General features: G+C 69.7%; 28 protein-coding genes and 1 pseudogene. 21 read left to right on the top strand and 8 right to left on the bottom strand.

Annotated features, from left to right (window positions below; translation table 11 throughout):
* Window positions 1-2 precede the first annotated feature (2 nt).
* The 7 genes from MJQ72_RS39260 (at window position 3) to MJQ72_RS39230 (ending at window position 7168) form a co-directional block, all read left to right on the top strand.
* Window positions 3-239, top strand: coding sequence for a glutaredoxin family protein (locus tag MJQ72_RS39260; protein WP_038520134.1), 237 nt, complete (start codon window positions 3-5; stop codon window positions 237-239).
* Between the two features lie 58 nt (window positions 240-297).
* On the top strand, window positions 298-1833 hold the full coding sequence (locus MJQ72_RS39255; protein WP_240595979.1) for a molybdopterin-dependent oxidoreductase: 1536 nt from the start codon (window positions 298-300) through the stop codon (window positions 1831-1833).
* 178 nt (window positions 1834-2011) lie between these two features.
* Window positions 2012-2839 carry a redox-sensing transcriptional repressor Rex gene (locus MJQ72_RS39250; RefSeq protein ID WP_228708039.1) on the top strand — a complete coding sequence of 276 codons (828 nt, stop codon included), beginning with the start codon at window positions 2012-2014 and terminating at the stop codon, window positions 2837-2839.
* A 1-nt stretch (window position 2840) separates the two neighbouring features.
* Window positions 2841-4148 (top strand): glutamyl-tRNA reductase, encoded by a 1308-nt coding sequence (locus tag MJQ72_RS39245; protein WP_240595978.1) that lies wholly within the window; start codon window positions 2841-2843, stop codon window positions 4146-4148.
* Between the two features lie 7 nt (window positions 4149-4155).
* Window positions 4156-5103: a hydroxymethylbilane synthase gene (gene hemC, locus MJQ72_RS39240; protein ID WP_016330928.1), complete on the top strand. Its 948-nt coding sequence runs from the start codon at window positions 4156-4158 to the stop codon at window positions 5101-5103.
* Window positions 5104-5163: 60 nt separating this feature from the next.
* Window positions 5164-6696 carry a bifunctional uroporphyrinogen-III C-methyltransferase/uroporphyrinogen-III synthase gene (locus MJQ72_RS39235; protein WP_240595977.1) on the top strand — a complete coding sequence of 511 codons (1533 nt, stop codon included), beginning with the start codon at window positions 5164-5166 and terminating at the stop codon, window positions 6694-6696.
* Window positions 6697-6823: 127 nt separating this feature from the next.
* The gene (locus MJQ72_RS39230; RefSeq protein ID WP_240595976.1) at window positions 6824-7168 is read left to right on the top strand and encodes a hypothetical protein; all 345 of its coding nucleotides are present in this window, start codon (window positions 6824-6826) and stop codon (window positions 7166-7168) included.
* A 53-nt stretch (window positions 7169-7221) separates the two neighbouring features.
* On the opposite strand, the gene MJQ72_RS39225 is transcribed toward MJQ72_RS39230, so the two are convergent.
* Window positions 7222-8508, bottom strand: a complete 1287-nt coding sequence (locus MJQ72_RS39225; protein ID WP_240595975.1) for an Nramp family divalent metal transporter — start codon at window positions 8506-8508, stop codon at window positions 7222-7224.
* A 121-nt stretch (window positions 8509-8629) separates the two neighbouring features.
* Between MJQ72_RS39225 and hemB the strand changes: the two genes are divergently transcribed.
* From hemB to MJQ72_RS39205, 4 genes are read left to right on the top strand one after another with little or no spacing between them, the layout of a single operon-like run.
* A complete protein-coding gene (gene hemB, locus MJQ72_RS39220; RefSeq protein WP_240595974.1) occupies window positions 8630-9601 on the top strand; it encodes a porphobilinogen synthase in 972 nt (323 codons plus the stop codon).
* Window positions 9602-9611: 10 nt separating this feature from the next.
* Window positions 9612-10163: a hypothetical protein gene (locus MJQ72_RS39215; RefSeq protein WP_240595973.1), complete on the top strand. Its 552-nt coding sequence runs from the start codon at window positions 9612-9614 to the stop codon at window positions 10161-10163.
* Window positions 10160-10612, top strand: coding sequence for a hypothetical protein (locus MJQ72_RS39210; RefSeq protein ID WP_240595972.1), 453 nt, complete (start codon window positions 10160-10162; stop codon window positions 10610-10612). Before MJQ72_RS39215 ends, MJQ72_RS39210 begins: the two co-directional genes overlap by 4 nt.
* On the top strand, window positions 10590-10976 hold the full coding sequence (locus MJQ72_RS39205) for a hypothetical protein (RefSeq protein ID WP_240595971.1): 387 nt from the start codon (window positions 10590-10592) through the stop codon (window positions 10974-10976). The genes MJQ72_RS39210 and MJQ72_RS39205 overlap by 23 nt, the downstream gene beginning before the upstream one ends.
* On the opposite strand, the gene MJQ72_RS39200 is transcribed toward MJQ72_RS39205, so the two are convergent.
* The gene (locus tag MJQ72_RS39200; RefSeq protein ID WP_240595970.1) at window positions 10969-11460 is read right to left on the bottom strand and encodes a tryptophan-rich sensory protein; all 492 of its coding nucleotides are present in this window, start codon (window positions 11458-11460) and stop codon (window positions 10969-10971) included. The genes MJQ72_RS39205 and MJQ72_RS39200 overlap by 8 nt on opposite strands.
* A gap of 121 nt (window positions 11461-11581) precedes the next feature.
* On the opposite strand from MJQ72_RS39200, the gene hemL reads away from it, so the two are divergent.
* The 7 genes from hemL (at window position 11582) to MJQ72_RS39165 (ending at window position 19056) form a co-directional block, all read left to right on the top strand.
* Window positions 11582-12886: a glutamate-1-semialdehyde 2,1-aminomutase gene (gene hemL / locus MJQ72_RS39195; protein WP_240595969.1), complete on the top strand. Its 1305-nt coding sequence runs from the start codon at window positions 11582-11584 to the stop codon at window positions 12884-12886.
* Complete coding sequence (locus MJQ72_RS39190; protein WP_240595968.1) at window positions 12883-13515, top strand: histidine phosphatase family protein; 633 nt, start codon at window positions 12883-12885, stop codon at window positions 13513-13515. The genes hemL and MJQ72_RS39190 overlap by 4 nt, the downstream gene beginning before the upstream one ends.
* Window positions 13512-14093, top strand: a complete 582-nt coding sequence (locus MJQ72_RS39185; RefSeq protein ID WP_240595967.1) for a TlpA disulfide reductase family protein — start codon at window positions 13512-13514, stop codon at window positions 14091-14093. Before MJQ72_RS39190 ends, MJQ72_RS39185 begins: the two co-directional genes overlap by 4 nt.
* Window positions 14094-14320: 227 nt before the next feature.
* Complete coding sequence (locus tag MJQ72_RS39180; protein WP_240595966.1) at window positions 14321-15094, top strand: cytochrome c biogenesis CcdA family protein; 774 nt, start codon at window positions 14321-14323, stop codon at window positions 15092-15094.
* Window positions 15091-16671, top strand: coding sequence for a cytochrome c biogenesis protein ResB (locus tag MJQ72_RS39175; protein WP_396426908.1), 1581 nt, complete (start codon window positions 15091-15093; stop codon window positions 16669-16671). Before MJQ72_RS39180 ends, MJQ72_RS39175 begins: the two co-directional genes overlap by 4 nt.
* 5 nt (window positions 16672-16676) lie before the next feature.
* Window positions 16677-17648: a c-type cytochrome biogenesis protein CcsB gene (gene ccsB, locus MJQ72_RS39170; RefSeq protein WP_240595965.1), complete on the top strand. Its 972-nt coding sequence runs from the start codon at window positions 16677-16679 to the stop codon at window positions 17646-17648.
* A gap of 79 nt (window positions 17649-17727) precedes the next feature.
* On the top strand, window positions 17728-19056 hold the full coding sequence (locus MJQ72_RS39165) for a MinD/ParA family protein (RefSeq protein ID WP_240595964.1): 1329 nt from the start codon (window positions 17728-17730) through the stop codon (window positions 19054-19056).
* Here the strand turns inward: MJQ72_RS39165 and MJQ72_RS39160 are convergent.
* A complete protein-coding gene (locus MJQ72_RS39160) occupies window positions 19053-19235 on the bottom strand; it encodes a hypothetical protein (RefSeq protein ID WP_016330943.1) in 183 nt (60 codons plus the stop codon). The two genes, MJQ72_RS39165 and MJQ72_RS39160, sit on opposite strands and share 4 nt — an antisense overlap.
* A gap of 148 nt (window positions 19236-19383) precedes the next feature.
* On the bottom strand, window positions 19384-19596 hold the full coding sequence (locus MJQ72_RS39155; RefSeq protein WP_005151795.1) for a BldC family transcriptional regulator: 213 nt from the start codon (window positions 19594-19596) through the stop codon (window positions 19384-19386).
* Window positions 19597-19844: 248 nt separating this feature from the next.
* Here MJQ72_RS39155 and MJQ72_RS39150 point away from each other — a divergent pair, with 248 nt between their 5' ends.
* From MJQ72_RS39150 to MJQ72_RS39140, 3 genes are read left to right on the top strand one after another with little or no spacing between them, the layout of a single operon-like run.
* Window positions 19845-20318 carry an Lrp/AsnC family transcriptional regulator gene (locus MJQ72_RS39150; protein WP_037332958.1) on the top strand — a complete coding sequence of 158 codons (474 nt, stop codon included), beginning with the start codon at window positions 19845-19847 and terminating at the stop codon, window positions 20316-20318.
* Window positions 20319-20329: 11 nt separating this feature from the next.
* Window positions 20330-20608 (top strand): DUF4229 domain-containing protein, encoded by a 279-nt coding sequence (locus MJQ72_RS39145; protein ID WP_016330946.1) that lies wholly within the window; start codon window positions 20330-20332, stop codon window positions 20606-20608.
* Window positions 20605-21687, top strand: coding sequence for a PLP-dependent cysteine synthase family protein (locus MJQ72_RS39140; RefSeq protein WP_315860797.1), 1083 nt, complete (start codon window positions 20605-20607; stop codon window positions 21685-21687). The genes MJQ72_RS39145 and MJQ72_RS39140 overlap by 4 nt, the downstream gene beginning before the upstream one ends.
* A gap of 371 nt (window positions 21688-22058) precedes the next feature.
* Here the strand turns inward: MJQ72_RS39140 and MJQ72_RS39135 are convergent.
* From MJQ72_RS39135 to MJQ72_RS39120, 4 genes and pseudogenes are all read right to left on the bottom strand, one after another.
* A pseudogene (locus MJQ72_RS39135) lies at window positions 22059-22927 on the bottom strand (1,4-dihydroxy-2-naphthoate polyprenyltransferase).
* 85 nt (window positions 22928-23012) lie between these two features.
* Window positions 23013-23171 carry a hypothetical protein gene (locus MJQ72_RS39130; RefSeq protein WP_167337758.1) on the bottom strand — a complete coding sequence of 53 codons (159 nt, stop codon included), beginning with the start codon at window positions 23169-23171 and terminating at the stop codon, window positions 23013-23015.
* 62 nt (window positions 23172-23233) lie between these two features.
* The gene (gene menE / locus MJQ72_RS39125) at window positions 23234-24358 is read right to left on the bottom strand and encodes an o-succinylbenzoate--CoA ligase (protein WP_240595963.1); all 1125 of its coding nucleotides are present in this window, start codon (window positions 24356-24358) and stop codon (window positions 23234-23236) included.
* A 43-nt stretch (window positions 24359-24401) separates the two neighbouring features.
* Window positions 24402-24773 (bottom strand): hypothetical protein, encoded by a 372-nt coding sequence (locus MJQ72_RS39120; RefSeq protein ID WP_240595962.1) that lies wholly within the window; start codon window positions 24771-24773, stop codon window positions 24402-24404.
* Window positions 24774-24823 lie beyond the last annotated feature (50 nt).

The following is a 24823-nucleotide window of genomic DNA, read 5'->3' as shown; positions in this document are numbered from 1 at the left end:
TCATGGCGCACCACGTGACCGTCATGACCCGCACGGGCTGCCACCTGTGCGAGGTCGCGGAACAGGACATCGAGCGGATCTGCGGCGAACTGGGCGTCGCCTGGTCGGCCCAGGACGTCGACAGCGACCCCGAATGGCGGGCCGAATACGGCGACCGCGTGCCGGTGATCCTCGTCGACGACGCCGAGCACGGCTACTGGCGCGTGGAAGAGGACAGGCTCCGGAAGGCGCTGGCGTAACAGTCTCGTAAGGGGCGATCGGCCGCCCCTCGGGCATATCCCCGGCGAAGATGGAGTCGTGGACGACGAACGCAGGCTCACCTTCGGCCAAGCCGCGCTGACCGGGCTCCTGTCCCTGGCGGCCGCCCTCGGCGTGGGGCATCTCGTCGCGGGCTTCGTCGGGTACACGGCCTCGCCGTTCGTCGCCGTCGCGAACTTCGTCATCGACCACAGCCCGCACGCGGTCGTCGCCTGGGCCGAGCAGACGCTGGAGACCTGGGACAAGTTCGTCCTCAAGATCGGCCTGGCCGTGGTGCTGGTGCTGTTCGCGCTGCTCGCCGGGCAGCTCTCGCGCCGCACTCCGCTGCCGGGCCAGGTGATCGTCGGCGTGCTCGGCGCGGCCGGCGTCGCCGCGGTCTTCGTCCGTACCGACCTCGGGCAGATCGCGCTGCTGGCGCCGGTGATCGCCACCGTCGTCGCGCTCGTCGTGTTCACCCGGCTGCAGTCGTTCTTCCGCCCGAAGGTGTTCTTCGACGAGCGTGAAGGCGAAGGCCCGGACCGGCGGAAGGTGCTGATCACCGGTGCTTCGGTCGCGGCGGGGGCCGGTGTCGCCGCGCTGACCGGCCAGATCGTCGGGACCAGGAAGAACGCCGAAGAGTCGCGTGCCGCGGTCGGCAGGCTCGTCGCGGCGAGGACCGCGCCGCCGATCCCGCCCGACGCGGATTTCGCGAAGCTCGGCACCCCGCCGTATCTCACTCCTTCGAAGGATTTCTATCGGATCGACACGGCGCTGGTGGTCCCGCAGGTCCGCACCGAGGACTGGAGCCTGCAGATCCGCGGGATGGTCGAGCGCGAAGTCACCTATCGGTATGAAGATCTCCGCTCGCGGCCGCTGATCGAACGCGACGTCACCCTGTGCTGTGTCTCCAACGAGGTCGGCGGCCCGTACATCTCCAACGCCCGCTGGATCGGCATCGACCTGCGGGACCTGCTGAACGAGGCGGGTGTGAAACCCGGCGCCGAGCAGATGTTCGCGACCAGCGTCGACGGCTGGACCTGCGGAACCCCGGTCGAAGCCGCCCTGGACCCGCGGCGCGGCGCGATGCTCGCCCTCGGCATGGACGGCGAACCGCTCCCGATCGAGCACGGTTTCCCCGCGCGGATCGTGATCCCCGGGCTCTACGGCTACGTGTCCGCCACGAAATGGGTGACCGAGCTGGAGATCACCACCTGGGCGGAGCGCAAGGCGTACTGGCTCGACCGCGGCTGGGCCAAGGAAGCGCCGGTGAAGACGCAGTCGCGGATCGACGCGCCGGGCTCGGCGGTGAACGCGGGCAAGGTCGTGGTGTCGGGGACCGCGTGGGCGCAGCACACCGGCGTCGCGAAGGTCGAGGTCCGGGTCGACCAGGGGCCGTGGAAAGAGGCCGTCCTGTCGGCGGAGACGTCGAAGGACACCTGGCGGATGTGGTGGACCGAGGTCGACGTCGCCGCTGGTCAGCACGAGATCGCCGTCCGGGCCACGGACCAGTCGGGCTACACGCAGACGCAAGAGATCGCCGGAACGGTCCCGGACGGCGCCACGGGCTGGCACAAGGTGACGGTCAACGCGCGCTAGAGAGACTGACCACAGCCCTCACCTGTGACTTTGTGCCTGCGTTCACAAGTGGCTACCGTAGATACGTCGCCACCGAAAGCGCCCGGCATCGAACCGGACTCAGCGCCCCGGGTCAAGAGCCGATTTTCCAGGTTCGGGCGATCATGTCGTCAGCAGGATCACGAGGGAGCGGACAAGCGTGGTGTCGCAACGAGGCCGGCGCACCCGGGTGACACCGGACGCCGACAACGCGCCCACCGCGGAGATGCCCGCCGTCGAGGCCACCGCCGAACCGGAAGCGGTCCGCGCGAAGTCGATCCCCGAAGCCGCCGTCGCCCGCCTCGCCGTCTACCTCCGTGTCCTCTCCGGGCTGGCCGAGCAGGGCGCGACGACGATCTCCAGCGAAGAGCTCTCGCAGGCCGCGGGCGTCAACTCCGCGAAACTGCGCAAGGACCTGTCCTACCTCGGCTCGTACGGCACCCGCGGCGTCGGCTACGACGTCCAGGTGCTGGTCAGCCAGATCGAGCGCATCCTCGGCCTGACCCGCAAGCACAAGGTCGCCGTGGTCGGCATCGGTAACCTCGGGCACGCGCTGGCCAACTACGGCGGGTTCCCAGGCCGCGGGTTCCCGGTCGAGGCGCTGTTCGACCTCGACCCCGACCTGGTCGGCGTCCCGGTCGGCGGCCTCCCGGTCTCGCATCTCGACGAGATCCCCAAAGTCTGCGCCGAACGGCAGATCTCGATCGGTGTCATCGCCACTCCGCCCACCGCCGCGCAGTCGGTCTGCGACCGGCTCGTCGCAGGTGGCGTGCAGTGCATCCTGAATTTCGCCCCGGTGGTGCTGCAGGTTCCGGCACATATCGAGGTTCGCAAGGTCGATCTCGCGGTCGAGCTGCAGATCCTGTCGTTCCACGTCGCTCGTCGCGCCGATCTGGCCGCTAACGGCAACGGCGGAGCAGACGGTGGCCCCGGGGGCGCCGACAATGGCAGCGTGAACGGCCACGGCAACGGAATGGTGGTGCGCTGAAATGAGCGTGTTGGCGGTCGGGCTCTCGCACCGCAGTGCCGAGCTGAGCACCCTGGAACGCGTCGCGGTCCCCGCGACCGACGTGACCAAGGTGCTCCACGAGCTGCAGCAGGCCGAGCACGTCAGCGAGGCGATCCTCGTCTCGACCTGCAACCGCATCGAGGTCTACGCCGTCGTCGAGACCTTCCACGGCGGCCTGAACGACGTCTCCGACGTGCTCGCCCGCCAGGCCGGGATGGAGCCCGCGGACCTCTACGACTCGCTGTACGTGCACTACGCGGGCGCCGCGATCGAGCATCTGTTCTCGGTCACCTCGGGGCTGGACTCGATGGTCGTCGGCGAGACGCAGATCCTCGGCCAGATCCGGTCCTCGTACGCCACCGCGCGGGAGGCCGGCACCGTCGGCCGCACGCTGCACGAGCTGATCCAGACCACGCTGCGCGTCGGCAAACGCGTCCACACCGAGACCGGGCTGGACCAGCTGGGCGCGTCGGTGGTCTCCGAGGCGCTCGCCGCGGCCGGGGACATCGCGGGCAAGCACGCGCTGATCGTCGGCGCCGGTTCGATGGGCGCGCTGACCGCGTCCCAGCTGCGCAAGTCCGGGATCGGCGAGATCACCATCGCCAACCGCACCGAGGAGAGGGCCGCCCGCCTCGCCGCCGCGAGTGTCGAGCAGGGCGTGCCCGCGAAGGCCGTCCAGATGAGCGGGATCGCGGACGCGGTCGCCGAGGCGGACGTCGTCGTCTGCTGCACCGGTGCGCAGGCCGCGGTCTTCACCGCCGCACACGTCCCGGCCCGTGCCGGGCGCCCGCTGGTCGTCTGCGACCTCGGCCTCCCGCGTGACGTCGACCACGACGTCGCCGCACTGGCCGACGTCACCGTGGTCGACCTCGAAACCATCCAGCGCCGCATGCGGGAAGCGGGCACCCCGACCACCGAACGGCAGACCGCGAAGGCCACCGGCATCGTGCTCGACGAGGTGCGCGAGTACCTCGCCGGCCAGCGCAGCGCCGAGGTCACCCCGACGGTGACGGCGCTGCGGCGCCGGGCGGCCGAGGTGGTCGACGCCGAACTGCTGCGGCTGGACAACCGCCTGCCGGACCTCGAACCCGGGGTCCGCGAGGAGGTCGGCCGCACGGTCCGCCGCGTGGTCGACAAGCTGCTGCACGCGCCGACGGTGCGGGTCAAGCAGCTGGCCGCCGAGACGGCCGACACCGACTACGCCAACGCGCTGCGCGAGCTGTTCTGCCTCGACCCGCAGGCGCCCGCCGCCGTGGCGAGTCCCACCGCAACGCCGAAAGACGAGTGATCATCCAGTGAGCAGAGTCATCCGTATCGGGACGCGCGGCAGCAAACTCGCCCTCGCGCAGACCGGCACCATCGCCGACGCCCTGCGTGCCACCGGGGCCGAGGTCGAGCTCGTCACCGTGACGACCCCCGGCGACAAGTCGTCCGCGCCGATCCCCACGATCGGGGTCGGCGTCTTCACTTCCGCGCTGCGCGAAGCCTTGCTGCGCGAGGAAGTCGACGTCATCGTGCACTCGTACAAGGACCTGCCGACGAAGCCGGAGCCGGGCATCACGCTCGCCGCCGTGCCGCGCCGCGAGGACCCGCGTGACGCGCTGATCGCCCGCGACGGGCTGACGCTGGGCGAGCTTCCGCCCGGCTCGACCGTCGGCACCGGCTCGCCGCGGCGGACCGCGCAGCTGCGCGCGCTCGGTCTCGGTTTGGAAATCGTGCCGATCCGAGGCAATATCGACACCCGCATGCGCAAGGTGAGCGACGGAGAGCTGGACGCCGTCATCCTGGCGCGTGCCGGACTGGCCAGGATCGGCCGGGCGGAGGAGATCACCGAGACCCTCGACCCGATCCAGATGCTGCCCGCACCCGCGCAGGGTGCGCTGGCGGTGGAGTGCCGGACCGGTGACGTGGACATCGAGCACCTGCTCGGGTCCACAGTGGACGATGAAGGCACCCGTGCCGTGGCGACCGCCGAGCGGGCGTTGCTCGCGGCGCTGGAGGCCGGGTGCAGCGCACCGGTCGGAGCGCTGGCTGAGATCGTCGAGGACCTGGACGCCGAAGGGCGGGTCGTCGAGCGGATCTCGTTGCGGGGCACCGCCGCCGTCGAAGGGGACGGGGACGCGGTCGACATGGTGCGCGCTTCCGCGCTCGCCGACAAGCACGAAGCCGATCAGCTCGGCCGGACACTGGCCGCCGAGCTGCTCGACCTGGGGGCCGGTGCGCTGTCCGGCCCCGCCCAGTGAGTCAGAACGTTGAAGGTAGGGCCGCGCTCGACTGCGGCCGCTCAAGAGGAGAACGCACAGATGACCCCCGCGCGTAAGACCACCGGGCGTGTCGCCTTCGTGGGCTCGGGCCCCGGTGACGCCGGTCTGCTGACCGTCCGCGCTCAGGAGCTGCTCGCCAAGGCCGAGGTCGTGGTGACCGATCCGGACGTCCCTTCGGGCGTCCTGGCCTTCGCCGCCGAGGGCGCCGAAGTGCGCCCCGCCGTCGGCGAGGCCGCCGAGGTCGCCAAGGACCTGGTGAACGAGGCCAAGGCCGGACGCCTGGTGCTCCGGCTCATCGCCGGTGACCCGCTGACCCAGCCCGCCGTCGTCGCCGAGGTGCAGGCCGTTTCCCGGACCAGCGCCGTCTTCGACATCATCCCGGGCGTCTCGCCCGGCGCGGCCGTGCCGGCGTACGCCGGTGTCGCGCTCGGTGGCACGCACACCGAGGTCGACGTCCGTGGCGACGTCGAGTGGGCCGCGCTGGCCGCCACCCCGGGCCCGATCGTGCTGCACGCGACGTCGGCGCACCTCGCCGAGGCCGCGTCCGCGCTGACCGAGCACGGGCTGGCGCCGACCACCCCGGTCGCGGTGACCTCCAACGGCACCATCAACACCCAGCGCACCCTGGACACCACGCTGGCCACCGTCGCGAACGAGGCGGGCGAGCTCGTCGGCCCGCTCATCGTGACCATCGGCCAGGCCGTCGGCCAGCGCTCGAAGCTGTCGTGGTGGGAGTCGCGCGCGCTGTACGGCTGGAAGGTCCTGGTGCCGCGCACCAAGGAGCAGGCCGGTGAGATGGCGGAGCGGCTTCGCGGCCACGGCGCCACCTCGCACGAGGTCCCGACCATCTCGGTCGAGCCGCCGCGCAGCCCCGCGCAGATGGAGCGTTCGGTCAAGGGTCTCGTCGACGGCCGCTACCAGTGGATCGTCTTCACCTCGACCAACGCCGTCCGCGCGGTGTGGGAGAAGTTCGAGGAGTTCGGCCTCGACGCCCGCGCCTTCTCCGGCGTGAAGATCGCCTGCGTCGGCGAATCGACCGCCGCGAAGGTGCGCTCGTTCGGCATCATCCCCGAGCTGATCCCCGAGGGCGAGCAGTCCTCGGAAGGTCTCCTCGCCGAGTTCCCGCCGTACGACGACGTTCTCGACCCGGTCGACCGGGTGCTGCTGCCGCGGGCGGACATCGCCACCGAGACCCTCTCGGCCGGCCTGCGCGAACGCGGCTGGGAGATCGACGACGTGACCGCGTACCGCACCGTCCGGGCCGCGCCGCCGCCCGCCGAGACCCGCGAGATGATCAAGACCGGCGGTTTCGACGCGGTCTGCTTCACCTCGTCCTCGACCGTGCGGAACCTCGTCGGCATCGCCGGCAAGCCGCACACCCGCACGCTGGTCGCGTGCATCGGCCCGAAGACCGCGGAGACCGCCGTGGAATTCGGGCTGCGGGTCGACGTCCAGCCCGAGAAGGCCGACGTCCCGCACCTGGTCGACGCGCTCGCCGAGCACGCCGCCCGGCTCCGTGCCGAAGGCGCGCTCCCGCCGCCTCGCAAGGCGAAGCGGGCCCGCCGCTCCTGATTCGGTGAAAGCCCCCTTCTCACGTTTCGCGTGGGAAGGGGGCTTTTTCGATCCTTGGTGAAACTTCGCCGTGCGGGAAGCGGTGGGTCATAGCCTCGGTGATTCCGACAATCACTGGGGAGTGACCATGAAATCTCTCGTTCTCGCCGCCGCTCTTGGCGCGCTGGCCCTCGGCTTCCCGGGTACGGCCGCCGCCGCCACGTCCTTCGAAGTCTGCACCCCGGCCGGTTGCGCGGTCCAAAGCGTCCGGGGCACCGTCGATCGGGGAGAAGTGGCGGTCACGGTGACCGACCGTTCGCCGGTCTCGGCGCTCACCGCTCGGTTCGCCGTGTCCCCGCAGGGGGTGGTGACCCAGGTGATCGTCGACGACGGCGTGAAGCGTGCCGTGTTCAGGCTGCCGGTCGGCGCGAACCAGCTGATCGTGACGGCCTGCGGGAGTGGGGGCTGTACCAGCAAGTCCGTTCCGCTGTAAGGCCTCGTGAGTGGTAAGGACGGTTCTAACCGTCCTTACCACTCACGAGTGGTTCAGCTGAAGAACTTCACGACCTCCGTGTATGCCAGGTACGCGAACATCGCCAGGCACACCACCAGCAGCCCGTTCGAAAGCCACCGCGAACGCCCTTCCCTCGGCACCCGCGAAGTGTTCAGCAGCACCAACAGGGTCGCCGCCAGGAACGGCATGAACAACGCGCCCAGCACGCCGTAGATCACGGTGAGCTGGAACGGCTGGTCCAGGAACAGCAACGCCATCGGCGGGAAGGTCAGCCACAGCACGTATCCGCGGTACGCGGCGCTGCGCTCGCCGGCCTTCTTCTCATACGTCTCAACGCTTTCCGTCGCGTCCTTGGGCAGCCGCAGAATGCGCCACCAGTCCGCGAACAGCAGGCTCACGCCGTGCCAGACACCGATCACCGACGTGAACGAAACGGCGAAGAAGCCGATGAGGAACGGGATCCGCGCCCATTGCCCGTAGTCCGCGGCGAGGGTGTCGCCGAGGAACAGCAGGCCCTTGTCGCCCGAGATGATCTTCTGGCCCAGCAGCAGTTCCGCGCCGACGATCAGCATGGCGATCACGAAGATCCCGGTCATGACGTAGCCGACGGCGTTGTCGGTGCGCATCATCGGCAGCCACTTCGACGAACGCCAGCCCTTCGCGAGGGTCCAGTAGCCGTACGCCGCCATGGTGATCGTGCCGCCGACGCCGCCGACCAGGCCGAGGACGTAGACGAGCGAGCCGTCGGGCAGCGTCGGGACGGCGCCCTTGAACAGTTCGGCGAAGTTCGGCACGACGAGGATCGCGGTGCCGACCACGGTCACGAACATGACACCGACCAGGACGGTCATCAGTTTCTCGATGATCGCGTAGCGCCCGAACCACACCAGCGCGAAGCCGAGCAGGCCGCAGATCATCGCCCAGTACCGCACCGAAAGCGCGGGGAAGAGCGCGTTCAGCGGCAGCCCCGACGCGGACATCGCGGTCGCGCCGTAGACGAAGCCCCAGATCACCGCGTAGATCCCGAAGTAGATCAGCGCCCAGATCCCGAGCGACCGCCAGCCGGACAGGATCGTCCGGCCCGAGGTCAGATGCCAGCGGCCGACGGCTTCGGCCAGCGCGAGTTTGAAGATCGTGCCGACGAGCACCGCCCACAGGAGCGTGTACCCGAAGCGCGATCCGGCCACCATCGTCGCGACGAGGTCGCCCGCGCCGACCCCGGTCGCCGCGGCCATGATCCCTGGCCCGACCTGGCGCAGCCGTGCGCGCCAGCCGACGGGCGGTTCTTCCAGTTGGTCGGTCACCGTTGAGCTCGACATGCAGGGGAAGGTAACCCACGTCACACCGCGGCGGAATCGGACAAAGGTGACTCTTTACCGTTCCTTAGGAAAGGTTCGGCCGTTCACCGCCGCTCAAGCGGGCGGGAGTACCGTCGTGAGGGTGTTTCCCGAACATCGTCCCCGCAGGCTCCGTACCACTCCGGCGATGCGCAGGCTGGTCGGTGAGACGACGCTGCGCCCACGTCAGCTGATCCTCCCGATGTTCGTGGCCGAGGGCGCCGAAGCGCCCCGCCCGATCGCCAGCATGCCGGGCGTCGTCCAGCACACCCGAGACACGCTGCGCAAGGCTGCCGTCGAGGCCGTCAACGCCGGTGTCGGCGGTCTGATGCTGTTCGGCATCCCGAAGACGCGGGACGCCGAGGGCTCCGGCGCGATCGACCCGAACGGCATCCTCAACGTCGCCCTGCGCGACCTGAGGTCCGAGCTCGGCGACGCGACGGTCCTGATGGCGGACACGTGCCTCGACGAATTCACCGACCACGGCCATTGCGGCGTCCTCGACGCCGACGGCGGCGTCGACAACGACGCGACCCTGCGCCTGTACGCGGAAATGGGTCTGGCACAGGCGGAAGCGGGGGCGCATCTGCTCGGCCCCAGCGGCATGATGGACGGCCAGGTCGGCGTCATCCGCGCCGCGCTCGACCGCGCCGGGCGCACCGACACCGGCATCCTCGCGTACTCGGCGAAGTTCGCCAGCGCGTTCTTCGGCCCCTTCCGCGAGGCCGTCGATTCGCAGCTGAAGGGCGACCGGAAGACGTACCAGCAGGATCCGGGCAACGTGCGTGAGGCGCTGCGCGAGATCGAGCTGGACATCGCCGAGGGCGCCGACATGGTGATGGTCAAGCCCGCGCTGTCCTATCTGGACGTCGTCAGGGCCGCCGCCGAGGCGTCGACCGTTCCCGTCGCGGCGTACAACATCTCGGGCGAGTACGCGATGGTCGAGGCCGCAGCGGCGAACGGCTGGCTCGACCGCGAGAAGACGATCCTCGAGGTGCTGACCTCGATCCGCCGTGCGGGCGCGGACATGATCCTGACCTACTGGGCCGCCGAAGCCGCAGCTTGGCTGGACTAGGCTGCCTCGCGTGAGCGACAGCAAAGCCGACGAAACGGACGACGAGCGCCGTAAGCGTGGGATGTCCCCGGATCCGATCCTGCCGGGGCAGAAGCCGCCGAAGATCACGGTGCCGAAGCCGGTCGCGATCTCGTTCTGGCTGTGGATCGTCGCCGGTGTCGTCCTGGTGGCCGGGCAGATCGCCCTGCTGGTGCTGAAGGACGAACTGACCGAGGGGATCCTCAAGCAGATCAGGGAGAACCCGGTCCCCGGCCAGCCCGCCGATCCGGCGCAGGTCGCTTCCGGCGTGAACACCCTGCTGTGGATGCTGTTCGGCGGTGCGCTCACCTTCGCCGTCCTGTTCGCGTTGTTCGCGTACAAGGCCCGTGAGGGAACGCGGTCGGCCAGGACGGTCCTTACCGTGGGGGCGGTCTTCCTGGTGCTGGTGGAGCTGCTGATCCTGCGCGGTTCGCTCAACGTGTTCCTGCTGGTGTCCACGCTGCTGGTGGCGATCGCGCTGGTCCTCATGTACCTGCCCAGCGTCTCCGACCATTTCCCGAAGGTCGGGCGCACGCTGCCATGACGCCCGAGCCGCCCCGCTACGAGGAACCCGGCGTCGGCTGGACGGCTTTGCTGTGGGCGCCGCTGTTCGCTCTCGCCGGGCTGCTCGCGGAGCTGGCGACCGGCGGCCCGGTCCATTGGCTCGCCTGGATCCTGGTCGCGGTGGGGCTGGTGGCGATCACCGTCCCCTGGGTCTACGCGCGCCGCCGGTATCTCTCGCTCGAAGTCACGTCGGACGGCTATCGGCAGGGCCGGGAAACGCTGGAGGCGGCCAGGATCGCCGAGGTGCTCGAAGACGAGGCCCCGGTCGGCTCGCGTGTCCTCGGTGGCGGCTGGACGATCCCCAAGAAGTACGGCGAAGTCGGGTTGAAGCTCGAAGACGGCGTGTTCGTGCGCGCTTGGGCGAAGGATCCGGACGCGCTTCGCGAGGCTCTCGGGGATTTGGTGCGTGCTCGCACCACAGAGTCATGAGAAACTGCTCACCGTGATCGACCTTCCCCAGCCGACCGGCGCCGATCTGTGGCCACCGGAGGACACCCGGCCCGCGGCCCGGCTGCACAAACCCCTGCGCGCCGTGGTGGGGGCGGTCGAGCTGATCCTCGCCGCGCTCGCGGTGTGGGGTGCTTTCGCGTGCTGGAAGGCCGGTGTCGTCCCGGTCGTGATCACCTACGGCGAAACGACGACGCTCGAATCGCAGCGGTACTTCGGCGGCCCGCTCGCCGGCGCCATCGGGCTGGGTGTGCTGGCCGCGATCCTGGTGGTGGACGCGATCCGCCAGTTCCTGCTCGCCGTGCGGGCGAAGGGCCGCAAGCCCAAGGAACCGAAGCTCAGTTGAGCCAGACGACGGCGGCGTTGACCGCGGTCGAGTAGAGCAGCCACAGCAGATACGGCACCAGCAGCCAGGCGGCGAGCTTCGACCGGCGCCCGAACTCCATCATCGTGACGGGCACCATGAAATCCAGGACGACGACGTCGGCCAGAGCCAGGGCGTGCGCTCCGCCGGCGAAGAACAGCGGCGTCCACAGCAGGGTCAGCAGCAGGCAGACGCCGTAGAAGGCGAAGCCGCGCGTCTCGCCGTCGGTCCGCCAGTAGCACCAGCCCGCGACGGCGACCAGGAGGAGCAGGGCCGTCCACGTCGGACCGTAGAGCCAGCCCGGCGGCGCCCACGACGGACGGACCAGCGCGTTGTGCGCTTCGGAACGGGTGGCCACGGCCAGCGCGGCCACGACGCCGACGATCGCCGACATGGCGATGAAGCCGGCCAAGGCCTGCCAGCGCAGGCGACGGTGGTGGGTCGGTGGTGACGGCACCGTGGACACGTGGATTCCTCCGCGAGGGTTTCGGCGGGAGTGCTTCCCACCCTAGTGGGCCTGGTCACGCCATGCCCGCAACCGCACGACCTGGCGGCGGGTGTCCTCGGGGATTTGCGAGACTGGGGACGTGACTACCGGAGTCGATCAGTCCAAGGCATGGTTCGAACGAGCGAAGGCCGCGATCCCGGGCGGGGTGAATTCCCCGGTGCGGGCCTTCAACTCCGTTGGCGGCACCCCGCGGTTCATGGTGCGCGGTGAGGGGCCGTATCTCTGGGACGCGGACGGCAACCGCTACGTCGACCTGGTCTCGTCGTGGGGGCCGATGATCCTCGGGCACGCGCATCCGGACGTCGTCTCCGCCGCGCGCGAAGCCGCTGTCGACGGGCTGTCGTTCGGCACCCCGACGCGCGGCGAGGTCGAGCTCGCCGAGGAGATCATCGCCCGCGTCGAGCCGGTGGAGCGGGTGCGCCTGGTCAACTCCGGCACCGAGGCGACGATGAGCGCGATCCGCCTCGCCAGGGGATTCACCGGCCGGGCGAAGATCATCAAGTTCGCGGGCTGCTACCACGGCCACGTCGACGCGCTGCTCGCCGAAGCGGGCTCCGGCGTCGCGACCCTCGGCCTCCCGACCTCGCCCGGGGTCACCGGCGCGCAGGCGGCCGACACGATCGTCCTGCCCTACAACGACCTCGACGCGGTCCGGAAGTCCTTTGTGGACAACCCGGATTCGATCGCCGCGATCATCACCGAAGCGGCCGCCGGCAACATGGGCGCCGTCGCCCCGATCGAGGGCTTCAACGCCGGGCTCAAGGAGATCGCGCACGAGCACGGCGCGCTGCTGATCATGGACGAGGTGATGACCGGGTTCCGCGTGTCCAAGGCGGGCTGGTTCGGCCTCGACGGTGTCGCCGGTGACCTGTACACCTTCGGCAAGGTGATGTCCGGCGGCTTGCCGGCCGCGGCCTTCGGCGGCCGTGCCGACGTGATGGCGAAGCTGGCCCCGGGCGGGCCGGTGTACCAGGCGGGGACGCTGTCCGGGAACCCCGTTGCCGTCGCCACCGGGCTCGCGACGCTGCGCGCGGCCGACGACGCCGTGTACGCGGCCCTCGACGCCAACGCGAAGCGCCTCGGTGACCTGTTCGACCGGTCGCTCACCGAGGCCGGTGTCACGCACACCGTGCAGTACGCGGGCAACCTCGTCAGCGTGTTCTTCAGCGAGAACCCGGTGACGAACTACCCGGGCGCGCAGGCTTCGGAGACCTGGCGGTTCCCGGCGTTCTTCCACGCGTTGCTGGACAACGGCGTGTACGCGCCGCCGAGCGCGTACGAGGCGTGGTTCGTCAACGCGGCCATGGGCGACGCCGAGTTCGAGGTCGTCGAGTCCGCGCTTCGCGTGGCCGCCCGCGCCGCCGCCGAGGCGGTCCAGGCGTGAGCGCGACGACGATCGTGCACCTGCTTCGCCACGGCGAGGTGCACAACCCGGACAAGATCCTTTACGGCCGCCTGCCCGGCTTCAAGCTCTCGGACCGCGGACAGCGCCAGGCGCTGACGGTCGCCGAAGCCGTCGCGACGCACGACATCACGCACGTCGTCGCTTCGCCGCTTCAGCGCGCGCAGGAGACCGCCGCGCCGATCGCGGCCGCGCACCGGCTCGACGTCGACACCGACGAGCGGCTCATCGAGGCGGACAACCAGTTCGAGGGCGAGCGGGTCGCCGTCGGCGATGGCGCGCTTCGTGAGCCGAAGCACTGGCCGAAGCTGGTCAACCCGTTCCGGCCGTCCTGGGGCGAGCCGTACGTCGAGATCGCGCACCGCATGCTCGGCGCGATCCACCGCGCGCGGCGGGCGGCCGAGGGCCACGAGGCGCTGTGCGTCTCGCACCAGCTGCCGATCTGGACCGTGCGGCGGTTCCTGGAGGCGAAGCGCCTCTGGCACGACCCGCGCAACCGGCAGTGCTCGCTCGCGTCGCTCACCAGCCTGGTCTTCGAGGGCGAGGAACTCGTGCGGATCGTCTACAGCGAACCCGCGGGCACGACCGACCCGAAGGTGACCGGCGCATGAAGCGCGCACTCGCGGCCATGGCGGTGGTGATGCTCGCCGTCACCGGCTGCACCACCGGCAAGGACGCCGTCGTCACCGGCGGCTCGTTCAACTTCGTTTCGCCGGGCGGGAAGGTCGACATCACCTACGACGTCGCGGACCGCCAGCCGTCGCCGACGCTGTCCGGCGACGATCTGATGAACGAGGGCAAACAGCTTTCGATCGCGGACTTCCCCGGCAAGGTCATCGTGCTGAACCTGTGGGGCCAGTGGTGCGGGCCGTGCCGCGTCGAGGCGCCGGAGATGCAGAAGGTCTACGACCAGACCAAGGCGTCCGGGGTCCAGGTGGTCGGCATCGACCTGCGCGACAACGACCGGGCGCCGGCGCAGGACTTCATGCGGGACCGGAAGCTGACGTACCCGTCGATCTACGACCCGTCGGGGCGGACGCTGCTGCAGCTCTCGGGGTATCCGCGCAACATCATCCCGTCGACGATCGTGCTGGACAAACAACACCGCGTCGCGGCCGTGTTCCTGCGGGAACTGCTGGCCTCGGACCTGCTGCCCGTCGTCCAGCGCCTGGCCGCCGAACCCGCCTGAGTCCTCCGCCCGGATCGCGTTTAGCCCGCTAAACGCGATCTGTGCGGGCCGGGGGCTGAAGGGGACTTTCCCCGCATCTGACGCAGCGAAAGCGTCCTTCACCGCGTCGCATGCGGTGAAGGACGCTTTCAGCCCACCGGGACCAAGGTCCTGACCGGGTGCGACGTAGGTCCCGTTGGGCCAGCCCCGGCGCTTTCACTCCGACCACACTGCCTACGCTCCTTTGCGTGAACGGTGTTACCGAGCTGGCGCTCTCCGGGCCGCTCCTGCTCGCGGCGGGGGTCGCGCTGCTGGCCGGGACGATCTCCTTCGCGTCGCCGTGCGTCGTGCCGCTGGTGCCCGGGTACCTCGCGTACCTGGCGGCGCTGGTCGGCGCGGACGCCCCCGCGGTCAGCCCCGACGAGGGGCGCAAGAAGGGTCGCTACGCCGTCGTCGGCGCGGCGGCGCTGTTCGTGCTCGGGTTCACCGTCGTCTTCGTGGTGACGCTGGGGACGCTGGTGTGGATCGCCGACGTCGTCCAGCTCAACATGGACCTCCTCCAGCGCCTCGGCGGCGTGCTGACCATCGCGATGGCGCTGGTCTTCCTCGGCTGGATCCCCGGGCTGCAGCGCGAGTTCCGCTCGCATCACGTGCCGCGCGGCGGGCTGTGGGGCGCGCCGGTGCTCGGCGCGGTGTTCGGGCTCGGCTGGACGCCGTGCATCGGGCCGACGCTGTCCGCGGTCATGTCGATGGCCAGCGCCACCGGCGGGGCGGCGGCGCGCGGATACGTGCTGATCCTGGTCTACTGCCTCGGCCTCGGTCTGCCGTTCCTTCTCATCGCGTTCGGCGCCCGCTGGGCCGTCCGCGCCACCGACTGGCTCCGCCGCCACGGCCGTCAGGTGCAGGTCTTCGGCGGCGTCCTGCTGCTGGTCGTCGGCGTCCTGCTGGTGACCGGACTGTGGGGCGACCTGACCGGCTGGATCCGGAACACCCTCGTGAACGACATCAGGCTGCCCTTGTGACCACCACCGAATACCGTCAGACGCCGCTGAAGCGGGCCCTCGGCTTCCTTCGCAACACCTGGCGCGGACTGACGTCGATGCGCACCGCGCTGGTGCTGCTGTTCCTGCTCGCGCTCGCCGCCATGCCCGGCGCCCTGCTGCCGCAGCGGAACCTCAACGTCGCCAAGACCGACGAGTACATCGCCGCGCACGGCTGGTGGGGCGAACTGCTCGACCGCCTGCAGTTCTTCGAGGTCTACGGCAGCGTCTGGTTCTCGGCGATCTACATCCTGCTGATGGTCTCGCTCATCGGCTGCCTCGCGCCGCGCAGCTTCGAGTACGCGAAGGCGATGCGCGCCAAGCCCGTGCTCACGCCGCGCAAGCTCTCGCGGATGCCGCATCACGTGTCCACCACGACCGACCGGACTCCCGAGACGGTCCTGAAGGACACGCACACGCTGCTCAAGGGCTGGCGCCGCGTCGAGCGCGAAGAGGCCGACGGAAGCCGCAGCATCTCCGCCGAACGCGGGTACCTCCGCGAGACCGGCAACCTCGTCTTCCACTTCGGCATGCTCGGCCTGATCATCTTCTTCGCGCTGGGCAAGCTGTTCGGCTACGAAGGCCAGGTCATCGTCCAAGCCGACGGCAGCCCGTGGTGCAACTCCGGCATCCTCGGCTACGACACCTTCAACGCCGGGCTGCGCGTCGACGGCACCGACCTCAACGGGTTCTGCATCCGCCTCAAGGACTTCGAGGCGCGCTACACCGCGAACGGCCAGGCGAACTACTACCACTCCAACATGGAGTACCAGTCGGGCGAAGACCTGAAGACCGGCGCGTGGAAGCCGTACGGACTCGAGGTCAACTCGCCGCTGCGCACCGCGGGCGACCGCGTCTACCTGCTGAACTTCGGCTACTCCCCGAAGTTCACGGTGACCTTCCCCGACGGCACCGTGCGCACCAACATCACGCCGTGGCGCCCCGCCGACGAGCCGACGAAGCTCTCCGAAGGCGCGACGAAGATCGACCAGCCGGGTATCGCCGACCCGATCGAACGCCGCACCCGTCAGCTCGCGATCACCGGCCTGCTCGCCCCGACCGCGTTCCTGCACGGCAACGTGCTGACGTCTTCGCGGCCCGAGGCGAACAAGCCGGCCGTGGCCGTCGACATCTACCGCGGCGACCTCGGCCTCGACGCGGGCCGCGGGCAGTCGATCTTCCAGATCGACCAGTCGCTCGTCGAGGACGGCAGGCTCAAGAAGCTCACGCGGCAGAACCTGGACCAGGGTCAGGAGACCGTGCTGGACGACGGCACGAAGGTCCGCTTCGACGGCGTCCAGGAATGGGTCGCCATCCAGGTCTCGCACGATCCGGTGCAGGGCTGGGTGCTGGTCTGCGCGGTCGCGATGCTGATCGGGCTGGCGGGATCGCTGCTGGTCAAACGGCGCCGGGTATGGGTGCGGGTGACCCCGGCGCGCGAAGGTGAGACGGGTACCGTGATCGAGGTCGCCGGGCTGGCGCGCACCGATCAGGCGGGCTACGGCGAAGAGTTCCAGCGGATCAGCGGCAAGCTGGTCCAGGGGCAGAGAGGCAACTAGAGGTCATGCCGATCAACGAGACGCTGTCCCAGTACAGCGACTACTCCTACACCACCGCGGCGGCGATCTACGTCCTCGCGCTGATGTTCGCCCTCATCGAGCAGGGCTTCGGCGCGAAGGGCCGTCTGGCGGCGCAGCGCAGCATGCAGCGCTCCCGCGAACTGGTCGGCGCGGGCGGCCCGCCGCCGGCGTACGGGACGCCCGTCGAGCCTTCGCGCGAGATCGGCCGCCCCGAGCGCATCGGCCGGATGGGTGCCGCGCTGCTGGTGCTGGCCGCGCTGCTGCACCTGGCCGCGATCGTGCTGCGCGGGTTCGCCGTGCACCGCGCGCCGTGGGGCAACCTCTACGAATACGGCATGGCCACGACCTTCATCGCCGTCGTGACCTGGCTCGTCATCATGCGGAAGTTCCCGGTCCGCCACCTCACCGGCTTCCTGCTGCTGCCGGTCGTGATCCTGATGTTCGTCAACGGCACGATGCTGTACACGACGGCCGCGCCGGTGCAGCCCGCGCTCCAGTCGTACTGGCTGATCATCCACGTGTCCGCGGCGATCATCGGGTCCGGTGTCTTCCTGGTGCCCGGCGTCGCCAGCGTCCTTTACCTCTTCCGCGCCGCGCACGACGACAACCCGGCGAAGTTCGCCAAGTTCGCCCCGAAGCTGCCCGCCGCGGACGTGCTCGACCGCATCGCCTACCGCACCACCATCTTCGCCTTCCCGATCTTCACCTTCGGCGTGCTCTGCGGCGCCGTGTGGGCGGAGGCGGCGTGGGGCCGGTTCTGGGGCTGGGACCCCAAGGAGACCGTCGCCTTCGTGGCGTGGGTCGTCTACGCCGCGTACCTCCACTCCCGTGCCACCGCGGGCTGGCGGGGGAAGCGGGCCGCGATCATCAACATCGTCGGATTCTCCGCGACGATCTTCAACATGTTCTTCGTGAACCTGGTGACGTCGGGGCTGCACTCCTACGCCGGGGGCTGACCGTCGCCGCTGCGCGCGACCCGGCTACCGTCAATACTGAGGTAATGGGGGAAGACGTGCGCGGAGGAGGAATTCAGCGGTGACCGGACCCAGCGAAGAATCGGCTCCTGGCCACCCCGAACCGACCGAGAGCGCCCAGCCCTCGGAGTTGTTCTCCGAGGACAGGACGGACTCGGCGCCGCATCCGGCCGCGAGCGGTTTCGAGGCCGAGCCGACCCAGGTCGTCCAGCCGCAGTACCCGCAGCAGGGCCAGTACCCGCAGCAGCAGGCCGCTCCTCCGCTGCCGCAGCCTTCGCAAGGGCAGCAGTATCAGCAGCCCTACGACCAGAACCTGCCTCCGCTGCAGCCCCAGCCTCAGCAGGCGCCGCCGCAGCAGGCCGCCCAGTACGCGCCGCCGCCTCAGCAGCAGTACGCCCCGCCGCCGCAGCAGGCGGTGCCGGGGCTCCCGCAGCCACAGGGCAGGCACGCGCTCCCGGACGAACTCGCCACCGCGAGCCTGGTGAAGCCGCAGAAGCGCAAGCCGCAGTCGGGCTGGCGCAAGGCGCTTTACGTGGGCACCGGCAAACTCGTCAATCCGGGGGAGAGCCCCAAGGACACGCGCAAACGCGAACTGATCGCGCAGATCAACCAGCCGCTGCGCGGGTGCTACAAGATCGCGATGCTGAGCCTCAAGGGCGGCGTCGGCAAGACCACCACGACGACCACGCTGGGCTCGACGTTCGCTTCGCTGCGCGGTGATCGCGTGGTCGCCGTCGACGCGAACCCGGATCGCGGGACGCTGTCGCAGAAGATCCCGATCGAGACCACCGCGACCGTGCGGCATCTGCTGCGGGACGCGGACAAGATCACCAGGTACAGCGACGTCCGTTCGTACACCTCGCAGGGCGGGAGCAGGCTGGAGATCCTCGCCAGCGAGCAGGATCCGGCCGTCTCGGAGGCGTTCTCCGAAGACGACTACCGGCGCACGGTCAACCTGCTGGAGCACTTCTACAACATCGTGCTCACCGACTGCGGGACCGGTTTGATGCACTCGGCGATGAAGGGCGTCCTGGACGTCGCGGACGCGCTGGTGGTGGTCTCGTCAGGCTCCGTGGACGGGGCGCGCAGTGCGTCGGCCACGCTCGACTGGCTGGAAGCGCACGGCTACGGCGACCTGGTCAAACGGTCGGTCGCGGTGATCAACTCGGTGCGGCCGAAGGGTGGCTCGGTCGATCTCGACAAGCTTTCCGCGCACTTCGGCGCGCGTGTCCGTTCGGTGTGCCGTATCCCGTTCGACCCGCACCTGGAAGAGGGCGCCGAGATCGAGCTGGACCGGCTGCACGAGGACACCCGGCTGGCGTTGCTGGAACTGGCCGCCACCGTCGCGGACGGCTTCGGTGGCCAGCAGTACCAGCCGATCCAGCCCTAATCTTTGTCTTCGTCTTTACCTTTTCGCTGCTGCTCACCGAGCTTGCGCAGGAAGTCGGGGTCGTCGTCCGGGGCCAGTGTCGGTCGCGACGAGGGCACCCCGACACGCTCGATCCCGAACGCGCGCCACAAAACCACGGCGACGGTGAGCGCTCCGATGGCCGCGAGCAGATAGATCATGCTCGGTCCCTTTCCGCGTGGAGGACGTTGCTCAGTCCCACGAGGCTAGCCTCTTTGCCGCGCGCGGGGGACTCATGGATACCCCAATGTGACGAAGGGCGGTTTGGAGCCCTTCGTCACTGGAGTCCTTTTCAGGGGAAATGCCTGGTCAGACCTTGCGAGCGGGCTCGCTGGCGTCGGTGGTCAGCTCGGCGAGGAGCTCGTTCACCTCGGCCTCGCGGAACCGGCGGTGCCCGCCGGGAGTACGGATCGAGCCGATCCGGCCCGCGGTCGCCCAGCGGGTCACGGTCTTGGGGTCGACCCGGAACAGGGCCGCCACTTCACCGGGGGTGAGCAACCTTCCGCCCATGGTCGCGGTCATTTTCCGCCTCCTTCACGGTTCCAGTGCTAAACCGGGGGCGGGTCCGATGCCCGTCGTGCCGGGTAGCCAACGCGGCAATCGTTGCATCTCACCCGTCAGGTACTCGAACGGTTGTCCAACAGTAAAGAGCCCTTAAAGGTCAAAACCGACAACCGCGACATGCGTACCTCGGCGCCCCGGTCTTGTCACGGATGTATGAAAACGCGCCCTGATCTCACGAATCGGGCCGTGGCACCTAAGGTGTAGCGGTGGACCAGGTGGATCGGAAGATCATCGCGGCATTGCGGGAGAACGGGCGGGCTACCTACGCCGACCTCGGCCGGTCTGTCGGGCTCTCGGCTTCATCAGTGCACGAACGGGTCGGCAAACTCGAGGCCGCCGGCGTGATCACCGGGTACCACGCCATGGTCGACCCCAACACGGTCGGACTCGGGGTGACGGCGCTCGTCGGCATCCACCCCACCGACACCGCGACCGAGGACGATGTCGCGGAGGCGCTCGGGGCACTGGACGAGGTCGAAAGCTGCTACGCCGTCGCTGGTGACGAGGCCTTCGTCGTCAAGGTGCGGGTGGCGACCGTCGACGATCTGGAGAAGACCCTCGGCAGGCTGCGGCGGATCCCCGGCGTCGGCCGGACGAACACCACCGTCGTGCTCTCCACCCGGTTCGAAGGGCGGCCCAACAACGCGGGCCTGGACGAGGGCCGCAACGGCAACGCGTAGCCTGCTTCGGTGTGAGCGATAATCACCTGCCCCGCGACCTGACGCTGTACGTGCTGGCCAGGTTCGTCCTGGTCGGGGTCATCGCGGGGGGCTTGCTGCTGGTCAACGTCCCGCTGCTGGTCGCGTTGCTGATCGGCCTGGTCGTGGGGCTGCCGCTGGGTCTGCTGCTGTTCCGCCCGCTGAACGCGCGCGTGACCGCCGGACTCGCCCGCCGCAACGAAAAGCGCGCTCGCGCCCGTGCCGAACTGCGCTCCCAGCTGCGCGGCGACCGAGCGGACGGGGCAGCGTGAGCCGTCTGCACAGCCGCAGCTGGGTCCGCGAAGCCGTCCGCATCATCGAGGCCGACGCGAACCGCAGCGCCGACACGCACCTGCACGTCTTCCCGCTGCCCGCCGAGTGGGGCATCGATCTGTACCTGAAGGACGAATCCGTCCACCCGACCGGCTCGCTCAAGCACCGGCTCGCGCGCTCGCTGTTCCTGTACGGCCTGGTGAACGGCCAGATCGGGCAGGACACCGTGCTCGTCGAGGCGTCCAGCGGCTCGACGGCGGTTTCGGAGGCGTACTTCGCGCGGATGCTCGGGCTGCGGTTCATCACCGTGGTGCCGCGCAGCACCTCGCCGGAGAAGATCGCGCTCATCGAGTTCTACGGCGGCGAATGCCACTACGTCGACCGCGCGCCGGACATGTACCCGGAGGCCGAGCGGCTCGCTTCGGAGTGCAACGGCCACTACCTCGACCAGTTCACCTACGCCGAGCGCGCGACGGACTGGCGCGGGAACAACAACATCGCCGAGTCCGTGTACGCGCAGATGCAGTCCGAGCGGCACCCCGTGCCGACGTGGATCGTGGTCGGCGCCGGGACCGGCGGCACGAGCGCCACCTTCGGCCGCTACGTGCGCTACAAGCGGCACACCACGAAGATCGCCGTCGTCGACCCGGAGAACTCGTCGTTCTACGGCGCCTGGCAGACCGGGGCGCTCGACTACAGCACCGGCATGCCGTCGCGGATCGAGGGCATCGGGCGGCCGCGCGTCGAGCCGTCGTTCGTGCCCGGCGTGATCGACGAGATGCTCCAGGTGCCGGACGCCGCTTCGCTGGCGGCCATCCGTGTGCTGCGCGAGCGGACCGGGCACTGGGCGGGCGGCTCGACCGGGACGAACCTTTTCGGCGCGTTCACGCTGATCTCGCGGATGGTGTCGGAGGGACAGGCGGGCAGTGTCGTCACGCTGCTGTGCGACGGCGGTGAGCGGTACGCGAACACGTACTACGACGACGCTTGGCTGGCGGAGAAGAACATCGACATCGCGCCTTATCTGGAGAAGTACCGGGAGTTCCTGGTGAGCGGGAAGCTCGCTCCGGAGGCCTGAGGGTCTGGGCCTTCGGACGGCTGGGGTTCCCGGCGGGTGTCGCGAAAGCCACTTTCGCGACGTCGGGTTGGGCGCTCTACCTCAGGGGGTGCCGGATCACCAAAGGGAGCAAGGGACCTTTGCTACCACTTGGGCCACATGTGGTGATCGCCCAGCTCCCGGGCCACAACAGGTGGTGCCCCAAAGCGAAAAACCCAAGGAATGAACGGCCCGTTCATCCCCCAAGGCGCCGACGCGGAGCGGAAGACGCGTGACCGGACCTATCGGGCCCACTGTGTGGATTTCGGGTCATCCAACGACCCGAAATCCACACAGTCCCGCATCAAAGGTCCGGTGACGCCTCACCGCGCCAGGCCCAGAGAGCGCCAGGCTCACAGCGCCAGCGCGACCGCGCTCAGCACCGCCCACCCCAGCATCGCGAACCCGGTGTCCCGCAGCGCCGGGATCAGCGCCCGCCCTGCGCGCCGCCGCCGACGGCCTTGACCGACTTCAGCAGCAGCGGCGCGGTCACCAGGCCCAGCAGCGCCCACGGCGTCACGAAGGCGAGCAGCACGCTCACGACGTACGGGACGGCGACCAGCGCCAGGTAAAGCCGGCGGGTGCCGCCGTCACCGAGCCGGGTGGCGAGGGTGCGCTTGCCGGACTCGATGTCGGTCGGGATGTCGCGGAGGTTGTTGGCGGTCAGCACACCGGTCGAGAACGAGCCGACGGCGACCGCGCAGCCCAGCGCGGTCCAGCTCAGCTGTCCGGTTTGGACGTACACGGTGCCCAGCACGCCGGCCAGCCCGAAGAAGACGAAGACCGCGATCTCGCCGAAACCGTAGTAGCCGTAAGGCTTTTTGCCGCCGGTGTAGAACCAGGCGCCGAGGATGCAGACCGCGCCCATCGCCAGCAGCCACCACAGGCCGCTGATCGCGACGAGCACGAGCCCCAGGACTCCGGCGAGCCCGAGGGCGACGAGTGCGGCCGTCAGGACGGCCTTCGGCTTCGCGACTCCGGAGCCGACCAGCCGCAGCGGGCCGACGCGGTTCTCGTCGGTGCCGCGGATGCCGTCGGAGTAGTCGTTGGCGTAGTTGACGCCGACGATCAGCGAAAGCGAGACGAGCAACGCGAGAATCGAGCGGGGCCAGGAGAAGCCGTCGAGCGCGACCGCCGCGCCGACTCCGGCGACCACCGGCGCCACCGCGTTGGGCAGCGTCCGCGGGCGCGCCCCTTCGATCCATTCACCAGCAGTCGCCATGCCGCCATTCTGGCCCTGGCCACTACCGGCCGGTATGCGGGGCTCGTCACCTGCCCGGGGTATCGCGGGCAGGTGACGAACCGCCCTACTTCAGGTCGTCGATCGCGTCTTCCAGGGTCCAGGTGAGCGTGCCGCTGTTCGGAACGGCGGTCTCCGGTTCGTCCGCCAGCGCGGGCCCGGCCAAAGCGACCAGTCCCATCGTGACGGCGGTGCAGGCCAATACTGTGCGTGTCCAGCGCGTCATATGTAGACGTAAACCCGCGGGTAATGATCGTGTCAACAACGTCCCGGTAATCGGTGGGGAATTCACGACCTTCGTAGGAGATTCCTGACAGCCGTCCTGTCGACCTTCCCCGGGCCCCGCAGCGGGAGTTCCTCGGCGAATTCGACCCGCTTCGGAGCGGCCGCCGCACCGGCCTCTTCGCGGCACGCGGCACGCAGTGATTCGACGTCGCAACCAGCGCCGACGACGAGCGCGACGACGGCTTCGCCCCACTCGGGGTCGGGTACTCCGACCACGCACGCGTCCCGGATTCCGGGCTGTGCGGTCAAGATCCGCTCGACCGCCGCGGCGGCCACCTTCACCCCGCCGGTGTTGATCATGTCGTCGATCCGCCCGAGGATCTCCAACCGCCCGTCGGCCGTCCACCGGCCACGGTCGGAAGTGCGGAACAGGCCGCCCTCGAAGGCCTCCGCCGTCAGGTCGGGTCGCAGCCGGTAGCCATGCGCGAGGACGTCACCCGTGATACAGACCCGCTCGTCTTCGAGGTCGACGTGTACTCCGTCCAGCGGTACGCCGTCGTAGACGCAGCCGCTCGCGGTCTCGCTCATGCCGTACGCGGGCACGATCTTCACGCCCGCTTCGGCCGCTCGCTCGCGGAGCTCGGCGGTGGTCGCCGCGGCGCCGACGATGATCGCGTCGAAAGCGCGGGCCGCCGCGAGACCCGGGCCGCCCGCGTCGAGCAGCCGCCCGAGCTGAGTCGGCACGAGCGCGGTGTAGCGCGGGCCGTCCAGGGACAGCAGCGGCGAGGCGGCTTCGGCGAAGTCGTCCGGCCGGAAACCGGCGGCGTGCAGGACGGCCGGGGTCGTCCCGGCCAGCAGCGAACGGACCAGTACCTGCAGCCCGCCGACGTACTGTGCCGGGGTCGCGAGCAACCAGTGTCCCGGCCCGCCGAGCCTCTTGTGGGTGGCGTGGGCCGACGCGGTCAGCGCCGGCGCCGACAGCAGCACGCCCTTGGGTTCGCCGGTCGATCCGGAGGTGGCGATGATCACCGCCGTCCCGGGCTCGGCCGGGCGGGCCGGTTCCATCGCGTCCCGCAGGGCCTCGGACGAGTAGGGGAGGACGGGCGAGCCGCCGTCGAGCGCCTCGGCCAGTGCCGCGGTCAGCTCGGCGATCGACTCCGGACTCCCGTCCACCCCTACCGCGCGCATCCCGCCAGGCTAACGCCGAACGGACGCCCGGCTCAGCACGGAGTCAGGGCGCCACCGTCGCTGAGGTAGTAGTCGGAGAACCAGCCTTGCTTCTGCGTGCCGGCGATCCGCCCCAGGTCCAGGAGTTGGTGCCGTTGATGTTCTCGCCGCGCGTGTAGCAGTGGTAGTAGATCAGCGTGCCCTTGTCGACCCAGGCGTACGCGGAGCAGCTGGTGTGCGGGCCGGTGCGGTAGCGCATCCTCTCCTTCGCCCGCCCCTCACCGCTGTCCTTGTTCGTGTGACCGTGATTGCAGCTCAGGGTCTGGATCGGGTCGGCCTGCGCGGGTGCCGCACCGGCGACCCCGCCGACGCCGAGCAGCCCCGCCGCGACGATGCCGGGCAGCGTCAGCGCCGCTCTCCGCAGAGATTTCTTCATGGTGGTTTCCCCTCGAATGAGTCGGGTTTCACTTCGAGGGGAAACCTAAG

The sequence above is a fragment of the Amycolatopsis sp. EV170708-02-1 genome, from assembly GCF_022479115.1.
Lineage (GTDB): Bacteria > Actinomycetota > Actinomycetes > Mycobacteriales > Pseudonocardiaceae > Amycolatopsis.
The sequence above is the reverse complement of the archived record's forward strand: the minus strand, read 5'-3'. Positions and strand labels throughout refer to the sequence as shown.